Here is a 24648-nt window from a genome sequence, read left to right as displayed (position 1 = left end):
TGCGGCTTGCCGATCAGTTCTCGTCCACGCCGCGCGGGATGAAGAACGGCCGCCCATGCTGCAGCAGGCCGGCAAACGCCGGATAGCGAAACACGCTGCTGGTCGAGCGCGGCTCCAGCAGCAAGGGCACCAGGCGCCGGTTGCTGCCCGATAGTGGCACGCGCAGGGCACCGGCCGGGATGAGGCGGCGGTGCGTGAGTTCGTCGATCCGCTGGCAGGCCGCCTCGGGATTGCCGCCACCGGCGAACACCTCGCTCATCACCGGTGCCTCGATGGCCTGAGCGAGCCTTTCGAAGGCCGCCCCGTGGCGCGCCAGCAGCTCGGCGAACACCTCGGTGTGTTCGGTGACGAAGTAATGCGGTGGAATGCGCAGCGTGTCTTGCGCGATCACCGTGCGGTGGTCGGCAAACGTGGACTGGACCCGCGTGCCGCTGGCGCGTTCGCGCAGCGGCAACGTGATGGCGGCATCCGGTGGCTCGCGCAGGTAGCTGCCGTTCAGGGCGCAGGTTGGCTGGTCCAGTTCCAGCGCTGCGCGCGCCTGCGCCGCCCGGATGGCCGGCGCGCTGGCGCGGACGCAGTCCAGAAACACCCGCATGCACAGCAGTTGCTTGTGCACGCGCGGGCCGATGTCGCGGTAGGTCGCGTACTGCCCGGCCTTCGGTTCCATCGGTGTTTCGAGGAGCACCGTCAGCGGCCCGCGCAGGCCGGCCTTGTTGCGGAACATGCGCAGCGTCAGGCCGCCGTGCGTGATCGGCTGGCTGACCGAGCGGATCTCGGCAATGTAGCGCTGCGCATGCAGGCCGCGCGCCTGCACGCCGGCGATCAGTTGCGGCAGCAGCGTATCGGTCGCGAAATCGCGCAGCGCGGCCGGGATGGCGGGCGTGCTGGCGACATCGAACTGCGCCTCGAAGGCCGTCAGGTAGCCTTCCTGGCCGAGCGTCCTGCGCTTCAGGACCGCCGATTCATGGGCATCCAGCACCACCGCCGGCGCGTAGCGGCGCACGGCGGCATCCAGCGCCCGGCTTTCGGGCTGTTCGAGCAGAACGAAATCGCGGTTGATGTTGACCCGGTTGCCGTTGCGAAACGAGTCCGCGTCCCGCCCGTCGGGGTTGGCGTTCGGGATCAGCACCAGCTCGAATACGTCCAGCAGCTCGCGCAGCTCGCCCAGCAGTACCGACCGCGCCAGGCACAGCAGTGCCTCGCAGCCGGCGGCCTCGGAGGCGCCGTGCACGGAGCCGACCAGCAGCAGGCGCAGCTTGCCGTCCTCGACGCGTGCCGGGTCGGCCACGCCGCAGGTCAGGACCGGAATTTCGCGCCCCAGCGCGGAGTGTCCGGCGCAGCCGAACACCGCGGTCCCGCCGCTGGCAACGGCCAGCGCACGCAGATAAGCGGCGATTTGGGCGCTGTCCGAATAGCGCCCGAAGGCCTGCGCTTCCAGCGGCGTCGGCAGCGGCATCACGGCGCCCCGTCAGGCGCGTGATAGACGAAAAAATCGGCGGCCGGCGTCACCAGCGCGGCGTAGTCCGGGTAGCGGAACACGCTGCTGGTCGAGCGCGGGTCCAGCAGCAGCAGCGCCTTGCGGCCGCCGGGCTGTGCCAGATCGATGACCAGGCCGCCGGCTTTGACGGTCAGCGACGTGCGCCCACTCGGCTGGGCGGGCACCCGATCGGTCCGCCCCGGGCGCGCCGCAAAGCGCGTGGCGACTACCGCCAGGCGCGTCGGCTGCATCAGCGTCGTGTACTGGATGCCGTGGTGATCGAGTAGCTCGCGCAGGCGGTCGGTGTGGTCGGTCACCACCAGCGCCGCCGGATAGGGAACAGTGTCGGCCGTCACCACCCGGCGATGATCGGCAAAGCGGATCGGCTCCAGCGTGCGCGTGTCCAGCCGGCGCAGCGGCAGGGTGACGGTCGGGTGATCCGGGTCCGCCGCGTAGCCGGCAAACAGCGTCAGCACGGGCGGCTTCAGCGCAGTCCGAGCGGCAGCGGTGTGCGCCAGGATGGCCGCCCGTCGCGCGTGCACCTCGGCCAGGAAACTGCGGATGCACAGCAGTTGCCGCTGCACGCGCACGGCGATGTTGCGATAGCTCGCAAACCGGTCGTGGCGCGGGTCGAGCCGGGTTTCCACCAGCACCGACAGCGCGCCGCCCAGGCCGGCAGTGTTTCGAAAATTGCGCAGCGTAAGGCCGCCGTTGCTGATCGGCTGGCGGGTGCTGACGATCTCGCCGATGTAGTGATTCGCCGGCAGGCCGGCGGCCGACACCCGCGCGAGCAGCGCCGGCAGAACCTGGTCTTGCGCGAAGGCCCGCAGGCCGGCCGGTTGCGCCGGGTTGTTGGCGATCTCGAACTGGGCGTCGAAATCGGTGAGGCAGCCCTCGCGCGCCAGCGTGGTGCGCTTGAGCACTGCCGACTCGTGGGTGTCGAGCACGGCGTGCGGCGCGTAGCGGGTCAGAGCCTGCGCCAGGGCGCGGCTCTCCGGTTGGGACAACAGCACGAAATCGGTGTTGATGTTGACCCGGTTGGCGTTCGCGCGGCGCCGCAGATCGCGCCCGTCGGGGTTGGCGTTCGGGATCAGCACGACGTCCAGGTCGTCCAGCAGCGGACGCAGGTCGCCCTCGGTCAGGTCGCGCGCAATGGCCAGCAGCGCCTCGCCACCGGCCGGCTCGGCGCCGCCGTGCTGGGAACCGACCAGCAGCACCTTCAGTCGCGGCGCGCCCGCCTCCGCCGTCGGCGCCGTGAGCACCAGCGCTTCGATCGGCCGGCCCTGCACGCTGCGCCCGAGCACCTCCGTGCGCGCCAGGGCGGGAGCGCGCGCGACCAGCGTAGCGAGGTAGGCCGAGACTTCTTCGGACGTGCTGTGGCGGCTGTAGCCGGCCGCTTCCAGCGGCGTCGGCGGTGTTTCGGCGCAGGCTGCGGTGCCGATCAAAGCCGTCAGCAGCAGCGCCTTGGAGGCATCCAGAATCCTGTGCATGCAGTTGATGACCCCGCGCGGTGGGGCGGCCAGGTGCCCCGTCCGCCAAGCTGGCGCCCGCCATGGAAAAACCCGGATACAAACGCAGCCTCGCTGCGCGATGACCGCCCGGCACAGCCGGGCTCCCACAGTTTTCCGACGCCGCCCCGGACCGGCGCGCCGTCTACGGCGTCGACTGCGCCGAATCGTGCGGTGCCGGGCGCCCGAAATAGAAACCCTGGGCCTTGTCGCAGGCCGCGGCGCGCAGGAACTGCGCCTGATCCTCCGTTTCCACACCCTCGGCCACCACGGTGAAGGCCAGGTCCTTGCCCATGGCGATGGTCGCCTCGGTCAATTTCCGGTCCTCCGGGCTGTGCGCGTAATCACGAATGACGCTGCCGTCGATGTTGACGGTGTCGAAGCGGAACCGGCGCAGCGTCGACAGGGACGAGTAGCTGGCCCCGAAATTGTCGATGGCCACCCGCACGCCCAGCGCCCTGAGGTCGCCGAGTATCGCCACCGCCCGGTAGACGTCAGTCAGCAGCACGCTTTCGGTGACGCCCAGCTCCAGCAGGCCCGGCTCGATGCCGGTCCTTTGCAGGATGGCTTCAAGGTCGCGGGCGAGGTTGTCGTCGGCAAACTGCCGGGCCGAGAGGTTGACCGACACGGTCAGTCGCCGCCCGCTTGCCTGCTGCATGGCTATGCAATCCCGGCAGGCGGTCTCGATCACCCACTTGCCGATCGGCACGATGAGCCCGCTTTCCTCGGCCAGCGGCAGGAACTGCATCGGCAGGACGAGCCCGAGCTGCGGATGCTTCCAGCGCAGCAGTGCCTCCATGCCGGTGACCTGCCCGGTGTTCAGGTCCAGCTGGTTCTGATAGTGGATGCTGAACTCCTGCCGCTCCAGGGCCAGTTGCAGCGCCGATTCCAGGCTCAGATGCTCAAGGGTCGTCGTGTTTTCGGCCCCGGAGTAGAAGTGAAAATTGTTGCGGCCCTTTTCCTTGGCGCGGTACATCGCGATGTCGGCCGTCTTGAGCAGGGACTGTTCATCCTGGGCGTCATGCGGATAGCGGCTGATGCCGATGCTGACCGTGATCCGAAACTCATGTCCGAGCAGGTCATACGGCTTGCCCACCGAATCGAGTACCCGCTGCGCGACGGTCACCAGGCTGGCTTCGTCGCATTGCTCCGGCAGCAGGACGATGAACTCGTCGCCGCCCAGCCGGGCCACCACGTCGCTTTCACGTACGGCGGCCGTCAAGCGGCGGGCTACCTCCTGCAACAGCGCGTCCCCGGCGTCATGGCCCAGGGTGTCGTTGATCAGCTTGAAGCGGTCAAGGTCCAGGAACAGCACCGCCAGTTCGCGGTTGTAGCGTTTGGCCAGCGCCAGCACCTGGTTCAGCATGTGGCTGAAAAAGCCGCGGTTGGGCAGGTCGGTCAGGCTGTCGTGGTGGGCGATGTACTCGATGCGCTTGGCGTGTTCGATATGCTCCTGCGCGGCGCGTTGCCGGCTTTGCTGAAGCTGCCAGCTCAGGCGGCCGAGTACGGCCATGAGGGCGAGCAGCGCCAGGCTGGCGGCAGCGCTGCGCAGCAGATAGCCACGCACCTGGGCGGCGGCTGGCAGTAACCGTTCTTCCTCCGACAGGCCGACGACCACGGCCAGCGGGAACTCGTAGAGGGCGCGCGTTGCCGTGTAACGCCGCACCCCGTCCCAGCTGTTGTCCGACAGCGATACCTGGGTCAGGTCGATGTCGGCTTCGGTTTCCGGAACGACTTTTTTGTAGTCGACCACCTCGCCGATGGCCACGGTTTGGCCACTGCGACCGACCCGAAAGACGCCATCCGTACCCAGCAGGCCAAGAAAGCCGCGCTGGCCCAGCTTTGCCTGCTCGTATCCGCTGACGAAGTAGGCCGCGTCCACGGCAATGACGACTGCCCCGGCAAAGCTGCCGTCGGGCTTGTCCAGGCGCCGGCTGAAGTACAGGGTCCAGTCGCGCGAGTGCGGCTTCGGTTGCGGGGCGCCGACCGCAAACACGGACTGCGTGCGCTGTGCCTCGAAATAATCCGTACCGGCGATGTTCGCGCGCCCGCCGACCCGGGTGCTGGCGCGGACGTTGCCGTCGGCATCGGCGATGCTGACCGTGAACAGAAAGTCCGGTAGCAACAAGCCTTTCTTGCCGAGCTCGGCCAGGATGGACTCGTGGTTGTCCGATGCGTGGGTATAGGCGACCCATTTCAGGGTGCGGTCGATTTCACGCAGGGCACGCACGATCTGGGCTTCGTAGGTTTCGGCCAGCTCGCGGGTGGTGAGCACGGCGGTGGCGCGCGCATTGGCGTATTCCTGGCGTGCCAGGCTGGCCGTTGCAATCCACAACATGCCCAGCAACAGGATCGCCAGGCCGGGGAACAGCAGCACCGGTTCCGTGCCACGGCTCAGCCCGTGGCGCAAGGCCGGCAGCAGGCGCCTCGACGCTTCCTTCAATCGCATGCGGTCAGGTTCCACGTGATGGCGCTGCGGCCTACTGGACGGCCAGTACCTTGACGGTGTCGTCCACCGCGGCGCGGTCGATGTAGCCGATACCGTCGGGCCGGCCGGCCAGGCTTTTCTTCACCTGCTCGTCGCCCTCGACCACCATGGGCGGCTGGCCCCGTCCGGTAAAGATCATCCGTGACCAGTACGCCTTGATGTCTGCCGGTTGTTTGTTGCTGACGTCGCGGTAAAAGTCTTTTCGCTGCTGCGAATCTTCGGGCTGGTCGATCGGTACCGCAGGCTGGCCGTTTGGGAAGCGATTGATCTTGCCAAGAAAGATGTTCGACACCTCGCGCCTGCTGAGCGTGGTGGTGGGGTTCTGTGGTGAAACGACAGTGACGACCTCGGCTGCCGCGATATTGCCGGCAAGGGCGAGCAGCATGGCGAACGTGGGGAACCCGGAGGCTTTAAAAAACGGCATTTGCAGCCCCGGCGCGCTCAGAACACGAAATCCAGGGCGATGGAGAACACATCCGCGTTCCCCCCCGGCCGGAACCCCGGCTGCAGGTTGCCGAAGCGCCCGGCGGACCGGTCGTCGAGGCGAATGTGCTGGTATTCGAACTTCAGGGCGGCGGCGTCCAGCAGATCCCACCGAAGCCCCAGGGTAAGGCTCTTCTGGGATGGCGCCGCGGCGCCGAGCGCCGAGCCCAGGGCGGCGTTCAGCGCGCCCGCTCCATCCAACAGCGGCCCCGGCGGCAAGCCGGCGAGCGGTATTCCGGATTCCGAGGGTGTCCTGGCGTTGACTTCGGCGACTGTGACGTAGGGCCTGGTCTTGCCAAAGTGGTAGCCGCCCGTCACGTACCAGCCTTGCGTCTTGGGCAGCACGCCGGCATCGGTCAGACGCGCCCATTCACCCATCAACAGCCAGTCTCCGGGATTGAAGCGGGCGCCGACGCTGAAGATTTCAAGGGGTGTGTCGTCGAGGTCGTAACGCCCGGCCAGCGAGCGCGCGCGGCCACCTTCCAGGGGAAAGCCGGCCGTGACGAGGTTATCGCCGGCGCCCGACAGGCCGTTGAGGAGGCTGTCCAAAACGGTGGAGTCGAACGTGAGATCGACGGCCAGATAACTGACACGCAGCGTCAGGTTTTCGTACTCGACCGTGTCGCTGACGATCCAGGCGCGTTTCCCGGTTATTTCAAGGCCGTCGACGGCCTTGAATTGGTTGTATCCGAAATTGGCCTGAAAGGAATTCATGACCGGACCGACCGGGACATTCCAGGCCAGGTCCACCCCATCCAGATGGGTGATGGGGACCATGCCGTAGATTTCCTGGGGACCGCGCAGCCATGGGTTGGCGTAACCCACGTTCGTCGTGTCGGAACGCATGAACATCGGCGCCACGGTGCGGCCCAGGCGGGCGCTGAACGCGGGAGTGAATTGATATTTCACGTTCGCCCACTCGATCTCGGGCGTCCAGGAATTGTCGTAGCGGTGTTTGGAGACCACTTGCAGGACTGCGGAAAGCTCGGGGCTGAAGCGGGCATCCAGTTGTCCACCGATCTTGCTGTCCACGCCCATGTCCCAGCGGCGGGTGTGACCGGCGCCGTTGGGCTGCAGAAATACGTTGGAGATCACGTCGGAGTGGTCCTGGTCGGAGCGGACCGCGCCCAGGGTTCCGAAGCCGTGCCATGAGATGGCAGGGGAGCCAACCGTATCGGCGCAGGCGGCCAGCAGGGTCACCGCGAGCAGCGCACGGACTGCCGGATGACGGCTTCCCATGCCCCAGGTGTGGCCGCTGCGGGCCCTTGCATGCGCCATGCGTTCTCCACCGAGCTTCATTGTTTTGTCACCCGAAAGCCGATGCGGGTACGTGCGGTCCGTTGGCCGTGCGTGGGCCTGATCGGCGCGCAGCGCCGTCGTCCGGAGCCGGATTGTCAGCGCATGGCACTCGACTTGAGAGTCAATGTCAACACGACGCGCATGGGTATGGATGCTTTTTCGTAACCGCCGGTCAGCCCGCGACCCTGGCGCCTGCCCATACCGCCAGCAGGCACAGCGTCAGGTGCAGGCCGATGTTGAGCAGTGCGACGGCCGGGCGCTGCTGGGCCAGCAGCAGCGTCTCGCCGGCAAAGGCGGAAAAGGTGGTGAAGCCGCCCAGCACGCCCACCATCAGGCCGGCGCGCCAGGGTTCGCCCAGCAGGCCGCGCTGCACCAGCAGCGCCAGCGCCAGACCCATCAGGAACGAACCGACGACGTTCACCGCCAGCGTGCCGTAGGGAAAGGCCCGGCCCAGCCAGGTGGCCAGGCCGTTGACCGCCAGATAGCGCGCCACGGAGCCGAGTGCGCCGCCGAGCGCGACTGCCGCCAGCACGGCGCCGTTCACTGTTCGCCGGCCTCGCGGTCGCGGGCGCGCAGTTGCGCCAGGTGCTCGGCCAGACGCCGTTCGAGGCCCCGGTCGCTGGGTTGGTAGTAGCGCCGGTCCGGCATTTCGTCCGGAAAGTAGCGCTCGCCGGGGGCGTAGGCGCCGGCCTCGTCATGCGCGTAGCGGTAGCCCTTGCCGTAGCCGAGCTGTTTCATGAGTTTGGTCGGGGCGTTGCGGATGCGCAGCGGCGGCGGCAGGGAGCCGAACTGGCGGGCGTCGGCCATGGCGGCATCAAACGCCGTGTACAGCGCATTGCTCTTGGGCGCGCAGGCCAGGTACGTGATGGCCTGGGCGATGGCCAGTTCGCCCTCGGGGGATCCCAGGCGCTCGTAGGTCTGCAGGGCTTCGAGCGCCAGGGTCAGTGCCCGCGGGTCGGCCAGGCCAATGTCTTCACTGGCCATGCGCAGCACACGGCGGGCGATGTACAGCGGCTCACAGCCGCCGTCCAGCATGCGCGCCAGCCAGTACAGCGCCGCATCCGGCGCCGAGCCGCGCACCGCCTTGTGCAGGGCCGAAATCTGGTCGTAGAAGGCCTCGCCGCCCTTGTCGAAGCGGCGCCAGCTCTCGCCGGCCAGTTCCTTGAGCACGGCCTCGTCGATGAGCCGGCCGTCGGCGGTCTCGGGCGCGATGTCGGCGGCCAGTTCCAGCAGACCCAACAGCCGGCGGGCGTCGCCGTCGGCCATGGCGGCCAGCGTGGGGCGCAGTTCCGGGGCAAAGCGGATATTGAGCGCGCCCAGGCCACGCTCGGTGTCAGTCAGCGCGCGCTCGATCAGGCGTTCCAGATCCGCCACGGTGAGCGGGCGCAGCAGGTAGACGCGGGCCCGCGACAGCAGCGCGTTGTTCAGCTCGAAGGACGGGTTCTCGGTGGTGGCGCCGATCAGGGTCACGGTGCCGTTCTCGACGTGCGGCAGCAGGGCGTCCTGCTGGGCGCGGTTCCAGCGGTGTACCTCGTCCACGAACAGCACGGCGCGCCGGCCCGTGGTGGCGATTTGGCGGGCGCGCTCCACCGCCTCGCGTATTTCCTTGATGCCGGCCAGCACCGCCGACAGGGTGATGAACTCGGCCCGCGTGTGCGCCGCCAGCACCCGTGCCAGCGTGGTCTTGCCGGTGCCGGGCGGGCCCCAGAAGATCATCGATCGCGGCAGGTCGGCCTCGATGGCAATGCGCAGCGGCTTGCCGGGTGCCAGTAGATGATCCTGGCCCAGCACCTCGTCCAGCGTGCGCGGGCGCAGGCGATCGGCCAGGGGCCGGCCACGGCTTGCAACCGCATCGGCGGCGGCGTCGAACAGGTCGGGCGGGCCGCCTGCCACGGGCCGGCTACGGTTTACCGCCCGTCGGCGGCTGCGGCAGGGCGCGGATCACGTCCACGCCGGGCGGCGGCTTGAAACTGAAGCGCGCCGCCGGCAGGGCGCCGTTGCGCTGCTGGTCGAGCAATTCGATGCGCGTGGTCTGGCCCAGGCCGTCGTCGAGTTGCAGGGCCTGCACGCTGTCGCCGGCCAGTTTCAGGCGCACGGCGCCAAGGCCGCTGTCCCTCTGTTTGGGTGTCAGGCGCAGCCAGCCGTCCTTTTCGCTGGCGATGTCGAACAGCTTGCTCGGAAACGCCGCCCCGGACAGCAGCAGCCCCGGCGCGTCGGCGCTGTCGGCGTCGATCGGCCGCACCGTGACCTGGTCCAGGTCCGGCTCGTACACCCACAGCTCGCGCCCGTCAGCGACGATGGTCTGCTCGTAGGGCGCCTGATAGTCCCAGCGAAAGCGGCCCGGCCGCTGGATGGCGAACTGCCCGCTGCTGGTTTCGGTCACCGTGCCGTTGGCGTCGCTGACGGTCTGCGTGAAGCGCCCGGCCAGCGTGCGGGTGTTCGTATAGAACCGTTCCAGCGTGGCGAGGCTGTCGGCCAGGGCCGGGCCGGCCAGCAGGCTGAGCAGTACGGCGAGGATGCGGGCTCGCATGTCAGCCTCCCGGCGGCGTTTCGGCCAGCACGTCGCGGGCGCCGTTGGACTTGAGCGGGCCGACGATGCCGGCGCGTTCCATTTCTTCCACCAGCCGGGCGGCGCGGTTGTAGCCGATGCGAAGGTGCCGCTGCACGGCCGACACCGAGGCCCGGCGGCTGCTGGTGACCAGAAACACGGCCTTGTCGTACAGCTCGTCGCTGCCTTCCTCGCGCTCGCCGACGGCGAACGGTGCGCTGCCGCCCTCGCCACCGTCCTCGCCAAAATCGCCGCGCAGGATCTCGTCGCGGTAGTTCGGCCGGCCGGTGGATTTCAGGTGCGCCACTACGCGGTGCACTTCCTCGTCCGACACGAAGGCGCCGTGCACGCGGGTCGGGATGGAGGTGCCGGGCGGCAGGTACAGCATGTCGCCGTGGCCGAGCAGCGCCTCGGCGCCCATCTGGTCGAGGATGGTGCGCGAGTCGATCTTGGACGACACCTGAAAGGCGATGCGCGCCGGGATGTTGGCCTTGATCAGGCCGGTGATCACGTCCACCGACGGCCGCTGCGTGGCCAGGATCAGATGCACGCCGGCGGCGCGCGCCTTTTGCGCCAGGCGGGCGATCAGCTGCTCAACCTTCTTGCCGACTACCATCATCATGTCGGCGAACTCGTCGACGAACACCACCAGGTACGGCAGCGGCTCGCAGTAGGCGATTTCGCCCTCGCCGTCCTCGAAGTCCGCCGGCTTGGCGGGCGCCGGATCCGGGATCGGCGTGCCGGCCTCGGCCGCCTCGCGCACCTTGCGGTTGTAGCCGGCGATGTTGCGCACGCCCAGCGCCGCCATGCGCTTGTAGCGGCGCTCCATCTCGGCCACCGACCAGCGCAGCGCGTTGTGCGCGTCGTTCATGTCGGTGACCACCGGGCACAGCAGGTGCGGAATGCCCTCGTAGACCGACAGCTCCAGCATCTTGGGGTCGATCATGATCATGCGCACGTCGTCGGGCGTGGCCTTGAACAGCAGGCTCAGCACCATCGCGTTGACCGCCACCGACTTGCCCGAGCCGGTGGTGCCGGACACCAGCAGGTGCGGCATCTTGCCCAGGTCGGCCACCGTCGGGACGCCCTGGATGTCCTTGCCCAGCGCCAGCGTCAGCGGCGAGTGGCTGTCGTCGTAGGCGCGCGAGCGCAGGGTCTGCGCGAAGCGGATCAGCTCGCGCTGTTCGTTGGGGATTTCGATGCCGATGGTGGACTTGCCGGGGATGACCTCCACCACGCGCACGCTGATCACCGACAGCGAGCGCGCCAGGTCCTTGGCCAGGCCGGTGACCTGGCTGACCTTCACGCCGGCCGCCAGGTCGAGCTCGAAGCGCGTCACCACCGGGCCGGGATGGACCTCCACCACGTGCGCCTCGATGCCGAATTCCTCGAGCTTCAGTTCCAGGCGCTTGGAGAGCGCCTGCAGCGCCTCGGCCGACAGGCCGACGACCTTGGTCTCGGAATCGTCGAGCAGACTCAGCGGCGGCAGCGTGGGGGCGATGTTCGGGGCTGGCTCGAACAGCTCCACCTGACGCTCGGCCTCCACCCGGTCGACGATTTCGACCGGCCGCAATACCGGCTCGATGCGCGGCGGCTTGCGGTTGACGTCCTTGGCCTTGTGGCGGTCCACCGACTCGCGCCGGTCCTCGCGCGCCCGCTTGCCGGCCACGCCGTCGGCGTACACACGCAGGCCGCGGCCGGCCACGGTGGCGCCCTTGACCACCGCGATGCCCAGCAGCTCGGTCAGCTTCAGCCAGGAAACGCCGGTTATCCAGGTGATGCCCGACAGGCCCGCGGCGACCAGGAACAGCGTAGCGCCGGCCGTGTTGAGGCTACCGGCGGCCAGACGGCCCAGTTCCAGGCCCAGTCCGCCGCCCGGCCCGTTGGGCAGCACGCCATGCGGCAGGTAAATCTGCGCCAGTGCGGCGCCGCAGGTCATGGCCAGCAGCAGGCCGAGCAAACGGAAGGCCACGCCGCGCGCCCGTACCGGTACGCCCTGGTCGCCGCTGCGATACACGCGCCAGCCAAACCACAGCAGCAGCGCCGGAATCAGCAGCGCCGGGTAGCCGAAGAAGTAGTACAGCCAGCCGGCCCAGTTGGCGCCGATGCGCCCGCCGGCGTTACGAATGCCGGCATGGTTGCCGGTGCTGACCCAGCTCGGATCCTGCGCGTCGAAGCTGAGCAGCGCCAGCAGCAGGAAAGCCGCGCTGGCCAGCAGCAGCAGCACCACCGTTTCGCGCAGACCGGCCGGCAGACGCCAGCGCTTGGGGACAGGAGGCAGTTGCTGGCGGCGCGGACGCGACATGAGGCGATAAGGACCGGGAAGGGCGAGACGGCAATTTTAACAGGCGCCGGAGGGTGCCCCCGACGGGCGCTTTCGGCAAGCGCTTTGGCTGCATCGCAGGCGGCGGGATAATCGCGCGCCCCAGCCATTTGCCTTTACGAGCGACATGACCGATTCCACCGTCCCGCGCCATTGCCGCCTGCTGATCCTGGGCTCCGGTCCGGCCGGCTACACCGCCGCCGTGTATGCCGCCCGCGCCAACCTCGAGCCGGTGCTGATCACCGGCATCGCCCAGGGCGGGCAGCTGATGACCACCACCGACGTCGACAACTGGCCGGGCGACGACGCCGGCGTGCAGGGGCCGGAGCTTATGGCGCGCATGCAAAGGCACGCCGAGCGCTTCGGCACCAACATCGTGTTCGACCACATCGGGCGGGTGCAGCTGGATCGGCGGCCGTTCGTGCTGCACGGCGACAGCGCCACATATACCTGTGATGCGCTGATCATCGCCACCGGCGCCTCGGCGCGCTATCTGGGCCTGCCGTCCGAGGACGCCTTCAAGGGCCGCGGCGTGTCGGCCTGCGCCACCTGCGACGGGTTCTTCTACCGCGGCCAGGAAGTGGCGGTGATCGGCGGCGGCAACACGGCGGTCGAGGAGGCGCTCTACCTGAGCAATATCGCGAGCAAGGTCACGCTGGTGCACCGCCGCGATCGCCTGCGGGCGGAGAAGATCCTCATCGACCGGCTCATGCAGCGCGCCGCCGACGGCAAGGTGGAACTGGTCTGGAACCACACCCTGGACGAGGTGCTCGGCGACGAGTCCGGCGTTACCGGCGTGCGCCTCGCCACCACCGACGGCAGCGGCACGCAGCAGCGCGCGCTCAGCGGCGTGTTCATCGCCATCGGCCACAGCCCGAATACGGACATCTTCGCCGGTCAGCTCGACATGCGCGGCGGCTACCTGAGCGTGCGCGGCGGCAGCGACGGCAACGCCACCGCCACCAGCGTGCCGGGCGTGTTCGCGGCCGGCGATGTGGCCGATCACGTCTACCGGCAGGCCATTACCTCGGCCGGCAGCGGCTGCATGGCGGCGCTGGACGCGGAGCGTTACCTGGATGGGCTCGAAAACTGATCCACCCGACGCGCCCGATCCGGGCGCCGAGTTTCGCGCCGCGGTCGGGCCGGTGCGGCCGCTGCGCGGGGCGCCGCCCGCCAAGGTGCCGCCGGCAGCGCGCCCGGTCACCCCACCCGGCAGGCGACCGCAGGCCCCACCACCGTTGCCGGCCGTGTTGCCGGTCATCGAGCCCGGAGCAACCGTGCGGCTGGCTCGGCCTGGCGTGCCAAAGCGTGCGCTGCGCCGCCTGGACGGCGAGCTGTTCGTGGCCGAGGCGCAGCTCGACCTGCACGGCCTGACGGCGGCACAGGCTGGTGCTGCGTTACAGGCGTTCATCGCCGACTGCCTGGCGGCCGGCTGCGAGCGCGTGCGCATCATTCACGGCAAGGGCCAGCGTCCGGGCCAGGATCTGCCGGTGCTCAAGCCGCTGGTGATCGAGTCGTTAAAAGGGCATCCCGCGGTGCTTGCGCTACGCAGCGCAGGTCCCCGCGACGGTGGCAGTGGCGCCATGCGCGTGCTGCTGCGCCGTGCCTGATCTGCCGGGCTTCCCGGTGTGCCGGAGTTGCATGAACGTGATCGAACGCCGTCGCTATACCCGCATCAGCCTGCACGTGCAGGCCGAGTTCATGAGCCAGGGACGCAGCTGGCCGTGCCAGGCCATCGATCTGTCCCTGCACGGGGCACTGGTCAGCCGTCCCCGTGGCTGGGAAGGCGAGCTCGGCGAGCGCTGCACGCTGCGGTTTCGCCTCGATGAGGGCACCAGCATCCAGATGGTCGGCATTCTGCGCCACCAGGATTCGGACGCACTCGGCTGGCAGTGCACCGGCATCGACCTGGACAGCATGGGCGAGCTGCGCCGGCTGATCGAGCTGAACCTCGGCGAACCTGCCTTCCTGCGGCGCGACCTGGCGGAAATGATGCGCAAGCACATGAACGCCGGTGCGGGCTCGCCAGGGAAAGCCTGATCACCACGCCGGCGAGGTAGCAGTGCCGATTACCGGCCGGCAGTCGCTTCAATGACCACGGGCGATGCGCCGCGTAGCCGATTCCAAGTCGTTGCTGCAACGGGCCGCCCGTGCCGGTACGGCGCGGCGTCCCCTTGACCGCAGGGCAGTTGCCGCTTTCAATCGCAGGCGCAGATTTCGGTGTTTTCGGTTGCACCTCTTGGCGGCGACCGGGGACAGGTCACCACCGGTTCGGTGACCTCCATCCGGCAGGCTCGGGCAAGGGGTCGGGAGGTTTCGCCATGAAACGCGAACTTGCCGTGCTCGGCCGCTTGATCCGGCGTGGCACGCTCGAACTTCGATTGCCGGATGGTGCCCAGCACCTGTTCGGCAGTGGCCCGCCGCATGCGCGCTGGACCTTCACCCGCCGCGACAGCCTGCGGCGCATCATCGCCAACCCGGAGCTTGCGCTCGGCGAGAGCTACATGCGTGGCGAGTGGGACACGCCGCCGGGTGAGCTGGCGACGCTGCTGGCGGTGCTGATGCGAAACGCCGGCGAGCTTGCCCACGACGGCGGGCGCCTGCGGCGCCTGCTGGGCGGACTGTTGCAGCAGTGGAACCGGGTGCAGGCCAGCTACCGCAACGTGGCCCATCACTACGATCTGGACGAGTGGCTGTTCCGGCTGTTCCTGGATCGGGAGATGTACTACTCCTGTGCCTATTTCGCGGTGCCGCAGCTGAGCCTGGAGGCCGCGCAGCGAGCCAAGGCCGAGCACATTGCCGCCAAGCTGCGCCTGCAGCCGGGCCAGCGCGTGCTCGACATCGGCTGCGGTTGGGGCAGCCTGGCCCTGCATCTGGCGCAGCACCACGACGTGCACGTGACCGGCCTGACCCTGTCCCGTGCCCAACTGGCGGTCGCGCAGCGCACCGCACAGGAACGCGGCTTGTCGGGCCGCGTGCAGTTTTTGCTGCAGGACTACCGGGAACATGCGGATCAGTACGACCGCATCGTCAGCGTCGGCATGTTCGAGCATGTCGGGCGGCCGTATTACGCGCGCTTTTTCCGCCAGGTGGCGGCCAGCCTGCGCCCGCGCGGCGTGGCGCTGGTGCATACGATCTGCCGCCTGGGTCCGCCGGGCACCACCAACGCCTGGGTGCGCAGGTACATCTTTCCCGGCGGCTACAGTCCGGCACTGTCGGAACTGACCGCCGGCATCGAGCACAGCGCGCTGAAGGTCATGGACATGGAGCTGCTGCGCCGGCACTACGCGCTGACCCTGAACGCCTGGCAGGCCCGCTTTCAGCGCCATCGCGCCGAGGTCGCCGAGCGCATGGGCGAGCAGTTTTGTCGCATGTGGGAGTTTTATCTGGCCGCCGCGGAAGCGTCCTTCGAAACGGACGACATGGCCGTGGCACAGGTGCAACTGGCGGCCGAAGCCGACGCGGTACCGCTGACGCGGGATTACCTGTACGCGCCGCTGGCACAGCCGCGGACATTGCGCCGCGCGGGGTGACGCGGCGGGCTGGCCTCAGGCGGTTTCGCCCGCGGCCGGCAAGGTGCTGCGCAAGGCCTGACGCAGGGCAGCTGCATCGACACTGCGCTGCCCCCCGGCGCGTCGGGGTGCCGCCCAGATGGCATCCGGAAAGCTCGCGTCATCGGCAAAGCGCGGGATCACGTGCCAGTGCACATGCGGCACCTGGTTGCCCAGGCTCGCCAGGTTGATCTTGGTGGGCCTGAGCACCTGACGCAGCGCCGTCTCGACGCCGAACACCAGTTCCATCAGATGACGGCGCTGTGCCGGCGCCAGGTCCGTCATCTCGGCCACATGCGCCTGCCAGATCACCCGGCAAAAGCCCGGATAGGCCGGGTCGCCGACAAGCACCACGCGCGCCGAGCGGTCCTGCCACAGCACGGTCTCGCGGTCCGGATGGCACAGCGGGCAGGGTGCATTCATGCGCCCATTGTGCCCGCTGTGCCGACGCTGCGGCGGCGAGCCGCTAGTACCCCATCAGCTGCCGGTACTCGTCCCAGAAGGCGCGGATGGTGGTTTCGGTCACCAGATGGTCGGCGTCCTTCACGTCGCGCCCGCCCATCTCGATGCAGGACCAGTCGTTCTGGTCGCGCACCACCGCCTGCTGGCAGATCACGGACGACTCGCCGTCTTCCATGGAGATCAGCCCGGCCGGGCCGATCAGGTTGATCTGCTTCAGGCGGATGTTGCGCAGCTCCTCGTCGTCGGTCTTGTAGCCGAAGTAGGTCCACACCAGCTCGAAGGCATCGCGACCCTTGGGCACGATCTGGCGCACGGCGAGCGTGTTCTGGATCTGCTGGATGACCAGGTTCGGCATCAGCGACATGATGACCAGGGTGACGTCGTCGCCCCACTCGCCCTTGCGACCCTTCAGCAGCGAGGGGTCGGCCAGCGTGTAGCTGTCGGCCTGGTAGGTGCGCAGCTGCGAGTCCTTGGTCTCGGAGATGGCCTCCTCGGAGTCCGTGCCGGAGCGCGAGAACAGCACCGTGTGCCAACCGCCGGTGATCTTGACCCCGCCCACCTGGCTCGACCGGTACAGGCCGAAGGTCATGTGGAACAGGTGCAGCAGACTCGCGTGGTAGGGATCCTTGGTGTTCTCGGCATAGAACTTCCAGTTGCTCGGGATGTACTGGCGGGCGTGACCGATGACCTCGATGTCGCGGCCCTCCAGTACGCGCCGCAGGTGCTGGTCCACGGCGCCATCGGCACCCAGGTAGTCCTGGAAACCCGGCATCGCGTCGTCGAAGGTGGCGAACACCGCGCCGTGGTAGTTCTCCACCCGCAGCTTGCGCAGACCGTGCTGCTTGGTGTCGAAGTCGGCCGGGTAGCCGCCCTTGCCGCCTAGACCGCGCCGAAACGGCACGCCGACCAGATCACCCCGGGCATCGAAAGACCACTGGTGGTAGACGCAGGTGTAGGTGCCGGCGGCGTTGTTGCCGCGCAGCTCACGGCACACCAGCGCGCCGCGGTGGGCACAGCGGTTGACCCAGGCGTGGATGTCGCCCTTCTCGTCCCGCGTCATCACGATCGGCGTGTCGCCGACGAAGGTGGCCTTGTAGTCGCCCGGATTCGGCACTTCCGCCGCCAGGCCGATGAAGTTCCAGGTCGGGCCGCGGAAGATGCGGGCCTGCTCCTCGTCGTACACCGCCTGCTCGGTGAATACACCGTAGGGCACGGCCGAGTTGACCCCTTCTTCCGGCCAGATGAGTCCGCCGGTCCGTTTTACGCGTGCGTCCATGACTGATTACTCCTTGTGCTGGCTCAGATGGGGGTGACCATCAAGGTCTGAATGCGATAGGTGTCGAAGATGCACAGCTTCTCCTTGAAGCGCAGCGCGCCGTTGACACGCACGATCTTGTCCACGTACTTGCCGGTGTTGTAGACCCGCGTCTCGCCGTCCAGCAGGGTCTGGAACACGCCGTAGTTGGTCTGCGCCGTGATGACGCCGGCCTGCTCGCCCAGGATGCGGGTGTTGCTGACCAGGTGGCGGTAGAAGTGCGGCGCGTAGATGTTGGCCTTGCGCAGGGCCACGATGCGGTCGCGCAGCATGCCCTTGCTGTCGCAGAACATCACCGCCACCGGCAGGCCAAGATCCGCGTTCTCGCGCGGGATGACCTTGTACAGGCAGTCGTCGGCGAAGAAATCCGGCCATTCCTCCAGCCGGTCGTCGTCGATGCACTGCACGTAGGCGTGGATCAGGTCTTCGACTTCCTGGCGCGTGGTGGTGACAGGGGCCGTGGCAACGGCAGTGGACATGGGCGGCACCTCGTGTGGGCGTGACAGTGCGGCCATTGTGGGCGGGGGCCGCTGGCGGCCATTGACCGCCGTCAAGGGCTTCACGCCTGACCCTGGCGACCGGCAACCAGGGCGCCGCCAGGATCGAGGTCGGCGGCGCGGGCGGGGCTTTGCCCGCCGCGCCCGGCGGGCGTAGATTGCTGTGCACATGCCGATGAGGGGACGCCATGTTGGAAGGCCGCGGACTCACGACCACCGACAGCCTGGTCTTTAAAAGAGCAGACGTCCGCGCCTTCCGGCCGCCCCACAGGAGCGTGCCCGTCCCGTGATCGGGCGCCGCAGGGATCGAAACGATGACCACTCACCGTGACCTGGCCGCCCTGCTCGGGCGCGAACGCATCAGCGCCGTGGTGGCGGATTTCTACGACCGCGTGCGGCACGACCCGGAACTTGGCCCCACCTTCGCCGGGGTCAGGGACTGGGACGAAGTCAAAGCGCGCATCGGGCACTTCTGGTGGATCGACCTGGGCGGCCAGCGCTACCGGGACGATGTCTACAACCCGCACACCGTGCACCGCCATTTCGGCGTGCGGCCCGGGCAGGTCGATCCGTGGCTGCGGCTGTTCGAGGCGACGGTGCGCGATCACCTGCCGGCCGAGCTGGCCGAGGTATGGCTCACCCGGGCCCGGCGCATGGCCGACTGGGTGCGCACGGAGCTGCAAAACCCCACTTCCAACAAGAAACAGGAGGATTGAAGATGGACGAGCAACACAAGAAAACCGCCCTGCGCATGATCCCCTACGGCCTGTACGTGCTGACCGGCAAGGCACCGGACGGTCAGCTCGCCGCCGCCACCGTCAACTGGGTGACGCAGGCGTCATTCGCCCCGCCGCTGGTGGCGCTCGGCGTCAAGGTCGACTCCGGCGCACACGCCATCATCAAGGCCGGCGGCCGGTTTGCCCTGAACATTCTGGGCAAGGAGCAGGGCGGCATCGCCTTCGCGTTCTTCAAGCCGGTACAGGCCGAGCCGGGCCTGTTGTCGGGTCAGCCGTACCAGGACGGCAGCAACGGCGCGCCGGTGCTCGACGCCGTGCCGGCATACCTGGAATGCACGCTGGTCGAGAGCGTCGAGCGCGGCGATCACAGCGTGTTCATCGGCGAGGTGACCGAGGCGGTGGTACGCCAGCAGCCGGCCGGGCGCGCCGACGACGCCACGCTGTGGATGAAGGATCTGGGCGAGAAGGTGTTCTACGGCGGCTGAGGCTGCCGTCTGCTACGCCGGCACCCAGCTGCCGCGCTGTTTTTGGTTTTTGTAGGAGCCCGGTTTTGTAGGAGCCCGGCTGTGCCGGGCGATGGCGTTGCGGCGCGATTCCCCTCATCGCGCAGCGAAGCTGCGCGCCTGCGGGCACACCCATCGGGCGCCCCGGCGCCGGGGATTTACCCGGCCATCGAACGCGGCCGCGGCGCCGGATAAAGCTCCTCGAGACCAATCGAGCGCCCGTGCTCCACCATCATCCGCGCGTGCTGGCGGCGCAGCGCCCGCGGCTGCGGCAGCCCGCATGAATGGGCGATCATGGCGATCTCCTTCTCCATGTTGCGGGCGAAGTGCGCCACCCGCTCGGCCTTGTCCTGGGGCACTAGGCCGCGCTGCAGGCGCGGGTCGTGGGTAGTGACGCCGGTCGGGCAGGTGTTCTTGTTGCACTGCATGGCCTGGATGCAGCCGAGCGCGAACATGAAGCCGCGCGCGGAGTTGACGAAATCCGCCCCCACCGCCAGCGCCCAGGCGGCGCCGCGCGGGTTGATCAGCTTGCCGGAGGCGATCACCTTGATGCGATCGCGCAGATTCCAGGCGATCAGCCGGTCGACCACCGCCGGCAGGCTGTCGCTCAGCAGCATGCCGACGCCGTCCATGAGCGGCATCGGCGCCGCCCCGCTGCCGCCCTCGGCGCTGTCCACGGTGATGAAATCGGGCGCCGATTCCACCCCGCGGCGCAGCACGATCGCGCACAGCTCGTCCAGCCAGTCCAGGCTGCCGATCACGGTCTTGAAGCCGACCGGCTTGCCGGTGATGTCGCGGATGCGGGCGATCTGATCCAGCAGATCGTCCAGGTTGTTGATGTCCGGGTGGCGATTGGGCGACAGCGAATCCTGGCCGGCCGGAATGCCGCGGATGGCGGCGATCTCGGGCGTCACCTTCACCGCCGGCAGGATGCCGCCCTTGCCCGGCTTGGCACCCTGGCTGAGCTTGATCTCGAACATCCGGATCTGCTCGCGCGCCGCCAGCTCACGCAGGCGCGGCTCGGACAACTGGCCGACTGCGTCGCGCACACCGTACTTGGCGGTGCCGATCTGGAACACCACATCGCAGCCGCCTTCCAGGTGCGCCGGCGCCAGGCCGCCCTCGCCGGTGTTCAGCCAGCAACCGGCCTTGGCGGCGCCCAGCGACAGCGCCCGCGCCGCCGGCTGCGACAGCGCGCCGTAACTCATGGCCGAGATGTTGAAGATGGCGCGCGTGGTGTACGGCTGCCGGCAGAACGGACCGACCGTGACCGGATCCGGCAGAGTCGTTTCCTGTTCCAGCGGCGGGAACAGGCTGCTGACGAAAATCACCGAGCCGGGCCGGTGGATGTCCACCGTGGAGCCGAACGCGACCGTGTTGTCGACGTTCTTGGCCGCCCGGTACACCCAGCTGCGCTGGGCGCGGTTGAACGGCAGCTCCTCGCGATCCATGGCGTAGAAATACTGCCGGAGGAACGCGCCCAGGCGCTCGAACAGATACCGAAACCGCCCAACCAGCGGAAAATTGCGCAGCACCGCGTGCTGCGTCTGCGTGCGGTCGGCCACGTACATCACCAGCGCGGCAATTACCAACGCGATGAGTGAAAGAATGAACAGCGCCGCGAGCAACTCAAGCGCCGCCATCAGCCAGCGACTCAGGTTTTCGGGCAGGATCGGCATCGTGACAGCTCCAGGCAACGGCGCGACATGAACTCTGGCCCGTACATTATCGACCCCGTGCCCGAAAAGCCCGAGCTACCGCGCCTGCGCCTCGGTGTCAGCGCCTGCCTGCTCGGCCAGCCGGTGCGTTACGACGGCGGCCACAAGCGTGACGGCTTCGTGGCCGACCTGCTGGGGGCACACTTCGATCTGCTGCCGCTGTGCCCGGAGGTGGCCATCGGCCTTGGCGTGCCACGCCGGCCAATCCGGCTGGTGCAGACCGCCGCCGGCCTGCGTGTGCGCGGCGTGCACGACCCGGCCCTGGACGTGACCGAAGCGCTGGACGGCGAAGCGGCGCGCGTCAGTCGCGATCTGCCGGACCTGTGCGGCTACGTGCTGAAGAAAAATTCGCCCAGCTGCGGCATGGCAAGAGTCAAGACCTACACCGAAGCGGGCATGCCAACCGGGCGCGCGAGCGGCGCCTATGCCGCCGGCCTGATGGCGCGCCAGCCCCTGCTGCCGGTGGAGGAGGAAGGTCGCCTGAACGATCCGCCGCTGCGCGAGAACTTCATCGAGCGGGTGTTCGCCTATGCCCGCTGGCAGGCCCTGACGGCGAGCGCAGTGACCGGGGCGGCGCTGATCGACTTCCACAGCCGCCACAAGTACCAGCTGCTGGCCTACAACCAGGCCGCGTACCGGCGCCTGGGTCCCCTGGTGGCCGGCGCCGGCCGGCGCCCGGCGCCACAACTGCTGGACCAGTACGGTCGCGAGTTCATGGCCGCGCTGGCGCGGCCCGCCAGCGTCGGCAACCACGTCAACGTGCTGCAGCACCTGGCCGGGTATCTGAAGGACGCGCTCGACCCGGGCGACAAGACCGAGCTGCAGGCGGCCATCGACGCCTACCGGACCGGCCGCGGCCCGCTGCTGGTGCCAATCACCTTGCTGCGCCATCACCTGCGGCGCTATCCGCAGCCCTGGGCAGCGCGGCAGACCTATCTGCATCCCGACCCGCGCGAGCAGCTGCTGCGCTATCACGCCTGAAGCCGTTGCCGCCGGGACGAGCGGGCACGTCCGGACGGCGGCGGCTGCCGGACGCCGCAGCTGCGCCGCGGCAAGGGAGTTTGCGTGGACCGCTGCGGCCCGGCGCGGCCGGCAGTACCGGGCGATGGCCGCCCGTTCAGCCGGCGCCGCCATCGACACGCGGCCGGCTCAGCATGGGCGCGTAACACCACACGAACAGGCCAAACCCGAGGCACCACAGCATGGCCGAGAGCGCCACCGCCAGCCGCGGCGCCACGCCGGCCAGTCCGGCGCGCACAGCAGCGGCGGCAGCGACGGCCCCGAACGCGAGCGACATCAATGCCGGCGGCTGCAGCGCCCGCCCGGTGTGACCGAGGCTGACGCGCGCCATCATGGCCAGGATCAGACCGCCGATGGTGCCGATGGTGAACAGGTGCAGCGCCGCACTGCCCAGGATCGGCAGACCCAGGTGCCAGGTCGCCAGCCCCAGCAGCGCCGCCACCAGCCAGGCGTAGGCCAGATGCAGCGACCACAGCAGCGGCACGCGCAAAACGCCGGGGCGAAACCAGCGCGCCAGGCGCAGGGCATGGGCGATCCCCAGCAGCAAGAACAGCGGCGCCAGACGCATGTCCGGCGCCAGCCCCACCCCGGCGAGCGCCAGCCCCGCGAGCAGAGGCAGGCCGCCGTGGGCCGGTGCCTCCAGCCAGCGGCGCGGGGCAAGCGGCGCCGGCAGCTGCAGGCCGCTCGCGGTGAACAACGGAATCACGCGCCCGCCGACGATGGCGATGACCGTGCCGATCAGCCACAGCGCGGCCCACACGGCGCGGCGTAACCATTCGAAATTGCCCATCGCCAGCGCCCCCAGCGCCAGCGCGTCCATCAGCGTCAGCAGCACCAGCAGCGCGACCAGCGGATAGTTGCGCCGCTGTCCGACGCGCCCGAGCTGCCAGCCCACACGCACCGCCACCGCCGGCAGGAATGCAAGTTCCAGCGCCACCAGCACCGGCCACGGCAAACCCGGCCACAGCCAGCCGATGCGCGCGGCCAGCCACAGCGCGAACACTGCTGCGAGCCACCGGCCGCGCAGGCCAGGCGAGCCGGTCCAGGTCTGCACCGCGGTGAGCAGAAACCCGGCGATCACCGCCGCGGCGAAGCCGAACGGCATCTCGTGCATGTGCCAGGTCAGCCAGCCGCCGCGTGGCGCGAGCCCGCCCAGCCAGCCGACGTAGGCCTCCGCCCACAGCCCCGCCGCCAGCACGGCGAACAGCGCGGCACCCAGAAAAAACGGCCGAAAGCCGAGTCGCCACAGCGGCGGCGTTGAACTTGATCCGGATGCCTGCGCGGTATCGCCCATTGCCCGCCTCGCCTCAAACGCCGCGCCCGGCCGGAGCCACGCACGGCAAGATCACAGTGTCGGCACTAATCAGGCCTCCAGCGCCGCTGCCGGGCCGAAGAACTCCCAGTGCATCTGCCCGGCCGGCACGCCAAGCTTGGCCAGCATGCGCTTGATGGCGCCCATGAACGGCGGCGGCCCGACGAAATAGGCGTCCACATCGCGCGCCGGCAGCCAGCGCTCCAGCAACTCGGCGCTCGCCCGACCATGGGCGTCGGCCGGCGCGGTGCCGTGCTCCTCGTAACAATAAAACCGCCGCGCCTGCGCGTGCCGGGCCACCAGGTCGTCCACCCAGTCGCGAAAGGCATGCACCCGGCCACTGCGCGCGAAGTGCAGGAAGCTCACCGGCCGGTTTTGCTCATGCGCCGCGTGCAGCATCGGCAATGTCGGCGTGATGCCGACGCCGCCGCTGATCAGCACCAGCGGCCGGCTGCCCGGCTGCAGCACGAAATCGCCGGCCGGCGGAAACAGATCGATCGTCGTACCGGCGCCAACCGCATCGTGCAGGAAATTCGAAACCAGTCCGCCCGCCTCGCGCTTGACGCTGATGCGATAGGTCGAGCCATTGGAAGGTGCCGACAGCGAGTAGTTGCGCCGCACTTCCTGGCCGTCGACGGTGAGTTTCAGGCCGATGTACTGGCCCGGCCGGAAGGCCATCACCGGACCACCGTCGGTCGGTTGCAGGTACAGCGAGACGATCTCGTCGCTCTCGATCACCTTGCGCGCCACCTGAAACGGCCTTGCGCCGCGCCAGCCGCCGGGCGCCGCCGCAGCGGCCGCGTACACATCCGCCTCGGCACCGATCAACAGATCCGCGAGCTGCTGATAGGCCGCGGCCCAGGCGTCGATGACCGCATCGGTCGCCACCTGCGCGCCCAGCACCTCGCGGATGGCGCGCAGCAGGCAGCCGCCGACGATGGGGTATTGCTCCGGCAGCACCTGCAGCGAGACGTGTTTTTGCACCACCTGCCCGACCAGCGGGCCGAGCGCGTCCAGGTGGTCGATGTGGCGGGCGTACTGCAGGATGCCGTTGGCCAGTGCCCGCGGCTGCGCGCCGCTGGCCTGGTGGGCCTGGTTGAACAGCGGGCGCACCTGCGGGTACTCGTCCAGCATGATCCCGTAGAAGTGGCGGGTGAGCGCCTCGCCGCCGGCTTCGAGCAGCGGCACGGTGGCCTTGACCAGATCACGGTGTTGTTCGGAAAGCATTGTCTGACTCCATGGCAGTGCATTGATCCCGGACCTGGCCGGTCGCGCGTCCCCTGCCGGGTGCTTACGCGCGACACAGCTTGTCCGTTCCGCATTGCACATCTCACGTTTCGTGCCATGCAGGAAAGCCGCTCGGTTACACGCCGTCCCCTCTCTCGATGTCAGAATGACAACCCTTCA

22 protein-coding genes are annotated in these 24648 nt (G+C 68.8%); 7 read left to right on the top strand and 15 right to left on the bottom strand.

Annotated elements, in window-relative coordinates:
* Nucleotides 1-13: 13 nt before the first annotated feature.
* From PG2T_RS11165 to PG2T_RS11125, 9 genes are all read right to left on the bottom strand, one after another.
* The gene (locus PG2T_RS11165; protein ID WP_068805377.1) at nucleotides 14-1456 is read right to left on the bottom strand and encodes a M14 family zinc carboxypeptidase; all 1443 of its coding nucleotides are present in this window, start codon (nucleotides 1454-1456) and stop codon (nucleotides 14-16) included.
* Complete coding sequence (locus tag PG2T_RS11160; RefSeq protein WP_068805374.1) at nucleotides 1456-2967, bottom strand: M14 family metallopeptidase; 1512 nt, start codon at nucleotides 2965-2967, stop codon at nucleotides 1456-1458. The genes PG2T_RS11165 and PG2T_RS11160 overlap by 1 nt, the downstream gene beginning before the upstream one ends.
* Nucleotides 2968-3130: 163 nt before the next feature.
* On the bottom strand, nucleotides 3131-5434 hold the full coding sequence (locus tag PG2T_RS11155) for a putative bifunctional diguanylate cyclase/phosphodiesterase (RefSeq protein ID WP_202816330.1): 2304 nt from the start codon (nucleotides 5432-5434) through the stop codon (nucleotides 3131-3133).
* 31 nt (nucleotides 5435-5465) lie between these two features.
* The gene (locus tag PG2T_RS11150) at nucleotides 5466-5897 is read right to left on the bottom strand and encodes a type 2 periplasmic-binding domain-containing protein (RefSeq protein WP_068805370.1); all 432 of its coding nucleotides are present in this window, start codon (nucleotides 5895-5897) and stop codon (nucleotides 5466-5468) included.
* Between the two features lie 17 nt (nucleotides 5898-5914).
* Nucleotides 5915-7234 carry a porin gene (locus tag PG2T_RS11145; RefSeq protein WP_158513192.1) on the bottom strand — a complete coding sequence of 440 codons (1320 nt, stop codon included), beginning with the start codon at nucleotides 7232-7234 and terminating at the stop codon, nucleotides 5915-5917.
* Between the two features lie 193 nt (nucleotides 7235-7427).
* Complete coding sequence (gene crcB / locus PG2T_RS11140) at nucleotides 7428-7799, bottom strand: fluoride efflux transporter CrcB (protein ID WP_202816329.1); 372 nt, start codon at nucleotides 7797-7799, stop codon at nucleotides 7428-7430.
* Entirely contained in the window at nucleotides 7796-9148 is a 1353-nt protein-coding gene (locus tag PG2T_RS11135) for a replication-associated recombination protein A (RefSeq protein WP_083214888.1), read from the bottom strand. The genes crcB and PG2T_RS11135 overlap by 4 nt, the downstream gene beginning before the upstream one ends.
* A gap of 7 nt (nucleotides 9149-9155) precedes the next feature.
* Nucleotides 9156-9785 carry an outer membrane lipoprotein periplasmic chaperone LolA gene (lolA, locus tag PG2T_RS11130; RefSeq protein WP_068805367.1) on the bottom strand — a complete coding sequence of 210 codons (630 nt, stop codon included), beginning with the start codon at nucleotides 9783-9785 and terminating at the stop codon, nucleotides 9156-9158.
* A gap of 1 nt (nucleotide 9786) precedes the next feature.
* Nucleotides 9787-12108 carry an FtsK/SpoIIIE family DNA translocase gene (locus PG2T_RS11125; RefSeq protein WP_068805365.1) on the bottom strand — a complete coding sequence of 774 codons (2322 nt, stop codon included), beginning with the start codon at nucleotides 12106-12108 and terminating at the stop codon, nucleotides 9787-9789.
* A gap of 145 nt (nucleotides 12109-12253) precedes the next feature.
* Between PG2T_RS11125 and trxB the strand changes: the two genes are divergently transcribed.
* The 4 genes from trxB to PG2T_RS11105 all read left to right on the top strand — a co-directional run bounded on the left by trxB (nucleotide 12254) and on the right by PG2T_RS11105 (nucleotide 15659).
* A complete protein-coding gene (gene trxB / locus PG2T_RS11120) occupies nucleotides 12254-13219 on the top strand; it encodes a thioredoxin-disulfide reductase (protein ID WP_068805362.1) in 966 nt (321 codons plus the stop codon).
* Entirely contained in the window at nucleotides 13203-13736 is a 534-nt protein-coding gene (locus PG2T_RS11115) for a Smr/MutS family protein (protein ID WP_068805359.1), read from the top strand. The genes trxB and PG2T_RS11115 overlap by 17 nt, the downstream gene beginning before the upstream one ends.
* A gap of 31 nt (nucleotides 13737-13767) precedes the next feature.
* Nucleotides 13768-14166 (top strand): PilZ domain-containing protein, encoded by a 399-nt coding sequence (locus PG2T_RS11110; RefSeq protein ID WP_068805356.1) that lies wholly within the window; start codon nucleotides 13768-13770, stop codon nucleotides 14164-14166.
* A 281-nt stretch (nucleotides 14167-14447) separates the two neighbouring features.
* A complete protein-coding gene (locus tag PG2T_RS11105) occupies nucleotides 14448-15659 on the top strand; it encodes an SAM-dependent methyltransferase (RefSeq protein ID WP_068805353.1) in 1212 nt (403 codons plus the stop codon).
* Between the two features lie 15 nt (nucleotides 15660-15674).
* Here the strand turns inward: PG2T_RS11105 and PG2T_RS11100 are convergent, their stop codons facing one another.
* Genes PG2T_RS11100 through PG2T_RS11090 form a run of 3 tightly spaced genes read right to left on the bottom strand, consistent with a single transcriptional unit; the run spans nucleotide 15675 to nucleotide 17933 of the window.
* Nucleotides 15675-16100, bottom strand: coding sequence for an HIT family protein (locus tag PG2T_RS11100; RefSeq protein ID WP_068805345.1), 426 nt, complete (start codon nucleotides 16098-16100; stop codon nucleotides 15675-15677).
* A gap of 43 nt (nucleotides 16101-16143) precedes the next feature.
* Entirely contained in the window at nucleotides 16144-17415 is a 1272-nt protein-coding gene (locus PG2T_RS11095) for an aromatic ring-hydroxylating dioxygenase subunit alpha (RefSeq protein ID WP_068805342.1), read from the bottom strand.
* Between the two features lie 23 nt (nucleotides 17416-17438).
* Entirely contained in the window at nucleotides 17439-17933 is a 495-nt protein-coding gene (locus PG2T_RS11090) for an aromatic-ring-hydroxylating dioxygenase subunit beta (protein ID WP_068805338.1), read from the bottom strand.
* A gap of 332 nt (nucleotides 17934-18265) precedes the next feature.
* On the opposite strand from PG2T_RS11090, the gene PG2T_RS11085 reads away from it, so the two are divergent.
* Nucleotides 18266-18667, top strand: coding sequence for a group III truncated hemoglobin (locus tag PG2T_RS11085; RefSeq protein WP_068805335.1), 402 nt, complete (start codon nucleotides 18266-18268; stop codon nucleotides 18665-18667).
* Between the two features lie 2 nt (nucleotides 18668-18669).
* Nucleotides 18670-19173 carry a flavin reductase family protein gene (locus tag PG2T_RS11080; RefSeq protein WP_068805318.1) on the top strand — a complete coding sequence of 168 codons (504 nt, stop codon included), beginning with the start codon at nucleotides 18670-18672 and terminating at the stop codon, nucleotides 19171-19173.
* A 176-nt stretch (nucleotides 19174-19349) separates the two neighbouring features.
* Here PG2T_RS11080 and PG2T_RS11075 read toward each other — a convergent pair whose 3' ends face one another.
* The gene (locus PG2T_RS11075; protein WP_068805315.1) at nucleotides 19350-20870 is read right to left on the bottom strand and encodes an FMN-binding glutamate synthase family protein; all 1521 of its coding nucleotides are present in this window, start codon (nucleotides 20868-20870) and stop codon (nucleotides 19350-19352) included.
* A 27-nt stretch (nucleotides 20871-20897) separates the two neighbouring features.
* Between PG2T_RS11075 and PG2T_RS11070 the strand changes: the two genes are divergently transcribed.
* Nucleotides 20898-21890, top strand: coding sequence for a YbgA family protein (locus PG2T_RS11070; RefSeq protein WP_068805312.1), 993 nt, complete (start codon nucleotides 20898-20900; stop codon nucleotides 21888-21890).
* Between the two features lie 136 nt (nucleotides 21891-22026).
* On the opposite strand, the gene PG2T_RS11065 is transcribed toward PG2T_RS11070, so the two are convergent.
* Nucleotides 22027-23223 (bottom strand): NnrS family protein, encoded by a 1197-nt coding sequence (locus PG2T_RS11065; protein ID WP_068805295.1) that lies wholly within the window; start codon nucleotides 23221-23223, stop codon nucleotides 22027-22029.
* A gap of 69 nt (nucleotides 23224-23292) precedes the next feature.
* Complete coding sequence (gene hmpA, locus PG2T_RS11060; protein WP_068805289.1) at nucleotides 23293-24468, bottom strand: NO-inducible flavohemoprotein; 1176 nt, start codon at nucleotides 24466-24468, stop codon at nucleotides 23293-23295.
* Between the last annotated feature and the right edge of the window lie 180 nt (nucleotides 24469-24648).

It is taken from the genome of Immundisolibacter cernigliae (assembly GCF_001697225.1).
In the GTDB taxonomy this organism is placed as follows: Bacteria; Pseudomonadota; Gammaproteobacteria; order Immundisolibacterales; family Immundisolibacteraceae; genus Immundisolibacter; species Immundisolibacter cernigliae.
This window is presented reverse-complemented; position numbering and strand designations above follow the sequence as displayed.

Excerpts from the sequence above, each read along its gene's own strand:
- PG2T_RS11165 (WP_068805377.1), bottom strand. The coding sequence starts at position 1,456 with ATGCCGCTGCCGACGCCGCTGGAAGCGCAGGCCTTCGGGCGCTATTCG.
- PG2T_RS11160 (WP_068805374.1), bottom strand. The coding sequence starts at position 2,967 with ATGCACAGGATTCTGGATGCCTCCAAGGCGCTGCTGCTGACGGCTTTG.
- PG2T_RS11155 (WP_202816330.1), bottom strand. The coding sequence starts at position 5,434 with ATGCGATTGAAGGAAGCGTCGAGGCGCCTGCTGCCGGCCTTGCGCCAC.
- PG2T_RS11150 (WP_068805370.1), bottom strand. The coding sequence starts at position 5,897 with ATGCCGTTTTTTAAAGCCTCCGGGTTCCCCACGTTCGCCATGCTGCTC.
- PG2T_RS11145 (WP_158513192.1), bottom strand. The coding sequence starts at position 7,234 with ATGGCGCATGCAAGGGCCCGCAGCGGCCACACCTGGGGCATGGGAAGC.
- lolA (WP_068805367.1), bottom strand. The coding sequence starts at position 9,785 with ATGCGAGCCCGCATCCTCGCCGTACTGCTCAGCCTGCTGGCCGGCCCG.
- PG2T_RS11125 (WP_068805365.1), bottom strand. The coding sequence starts at position 12,108 with ATGTCGCGTCCGCGCCGCCAGCAACTGCCTCCTGTCCCCAAGCGCTGG.
- trxB (WP_068805362.1), top strand. The coding sequence starts at position 12,254 with ATGACCGATTCCACCGTCCCGCGCCATTGCCGCCTGCTGATCCTGGGC.
- PG2T_RS11115 (WP_068805359.1), top strand. The coding sequence starts at position 13,203 with ATGGGCTCGAAAACTGATCCACCCGACGCGCCCGATCCGGGCGCCGAG.
- PG2T_RS11110 (WP_068805356.1), top strand. The coding sequence starts at position 13,768 with ATGAACGTGATCGAACGCCGTCGCTATACCCGCATCAGCCTGCACGTG.
- PG2T_RS11105 (WP_068805353.1), top strand. The coding sequence starts at position 14,448 with ATGAAACGCGAACTTGCCGTGCTCGGCCGCTTGATCCGGCGTGGCACG.
- PG2T_RS11100 (WP_068805345.1), bottom strand. The coding sequence starts at position 16,100 with ATGAATGCACCCTGCCCGCTGTGCCATCCGGACCGCGAGACCGTGCTG.
- PG2T_RS11095 (WP_068805342.1), bottom strand. The coding sequence starts at position 17,415 with ATGGACGCACGCGTAAAACGGACCGGCGGACTCATCTGGCCGGAAGAA.
- PG2T_RS11090 (WP_068805338.1), bottom strand. The coding sequence starts at position 17,933 with ATGTCCACTGCCGTTGCCACGGCCCCTGTCACCACCACGCGCCAGGAA.
- PG2T_RS11085 (WP_068805335.1), top strand. The coding sequence starts at position 18,266 with ATGACCACTCACCGTGACCTGGCCGCCCTGCTCGGGCGCGAACGCATC.
- PG2T_RS11080 (WP_068805318.1), top strand. The coding sequence starts at position 18,670 with ATGGACGAGCAACACAAGAAAACCGCCCTGCGCATGATCCCCTACGGC.
- PG2T_RS11075 (WP_068805315.1), bottom strand. The coding sequence starts at position 20,870 with ATGCCGATCCTGCCCGAAAACCTGAGTCGCTGGCTGATGGCGGCGCTT.
- PG2T_RS11070 (WP_068805312.1), top strand. The coding sequence starts at position 20,898 with ATGAACTCTGGCCCGTACATTATCGACCCCGTGCCCGAAAAGCCCGAG.
- PG2T_RS11065 (WP_068805295.1), bottom strand. The coding sequence starts at position 23,223 with ATGGGCGATACCGCGCAGGCATCCGGATCAAGTTCAACGCCGCCGCTG.
- hmpA (WP_068805289.1), bottom strand. The coding sequence starts at position 24,468 with ATGCTTTCCGAACAACACCGTGATCTGGTCAAGGCCACCGTGCCGCTG.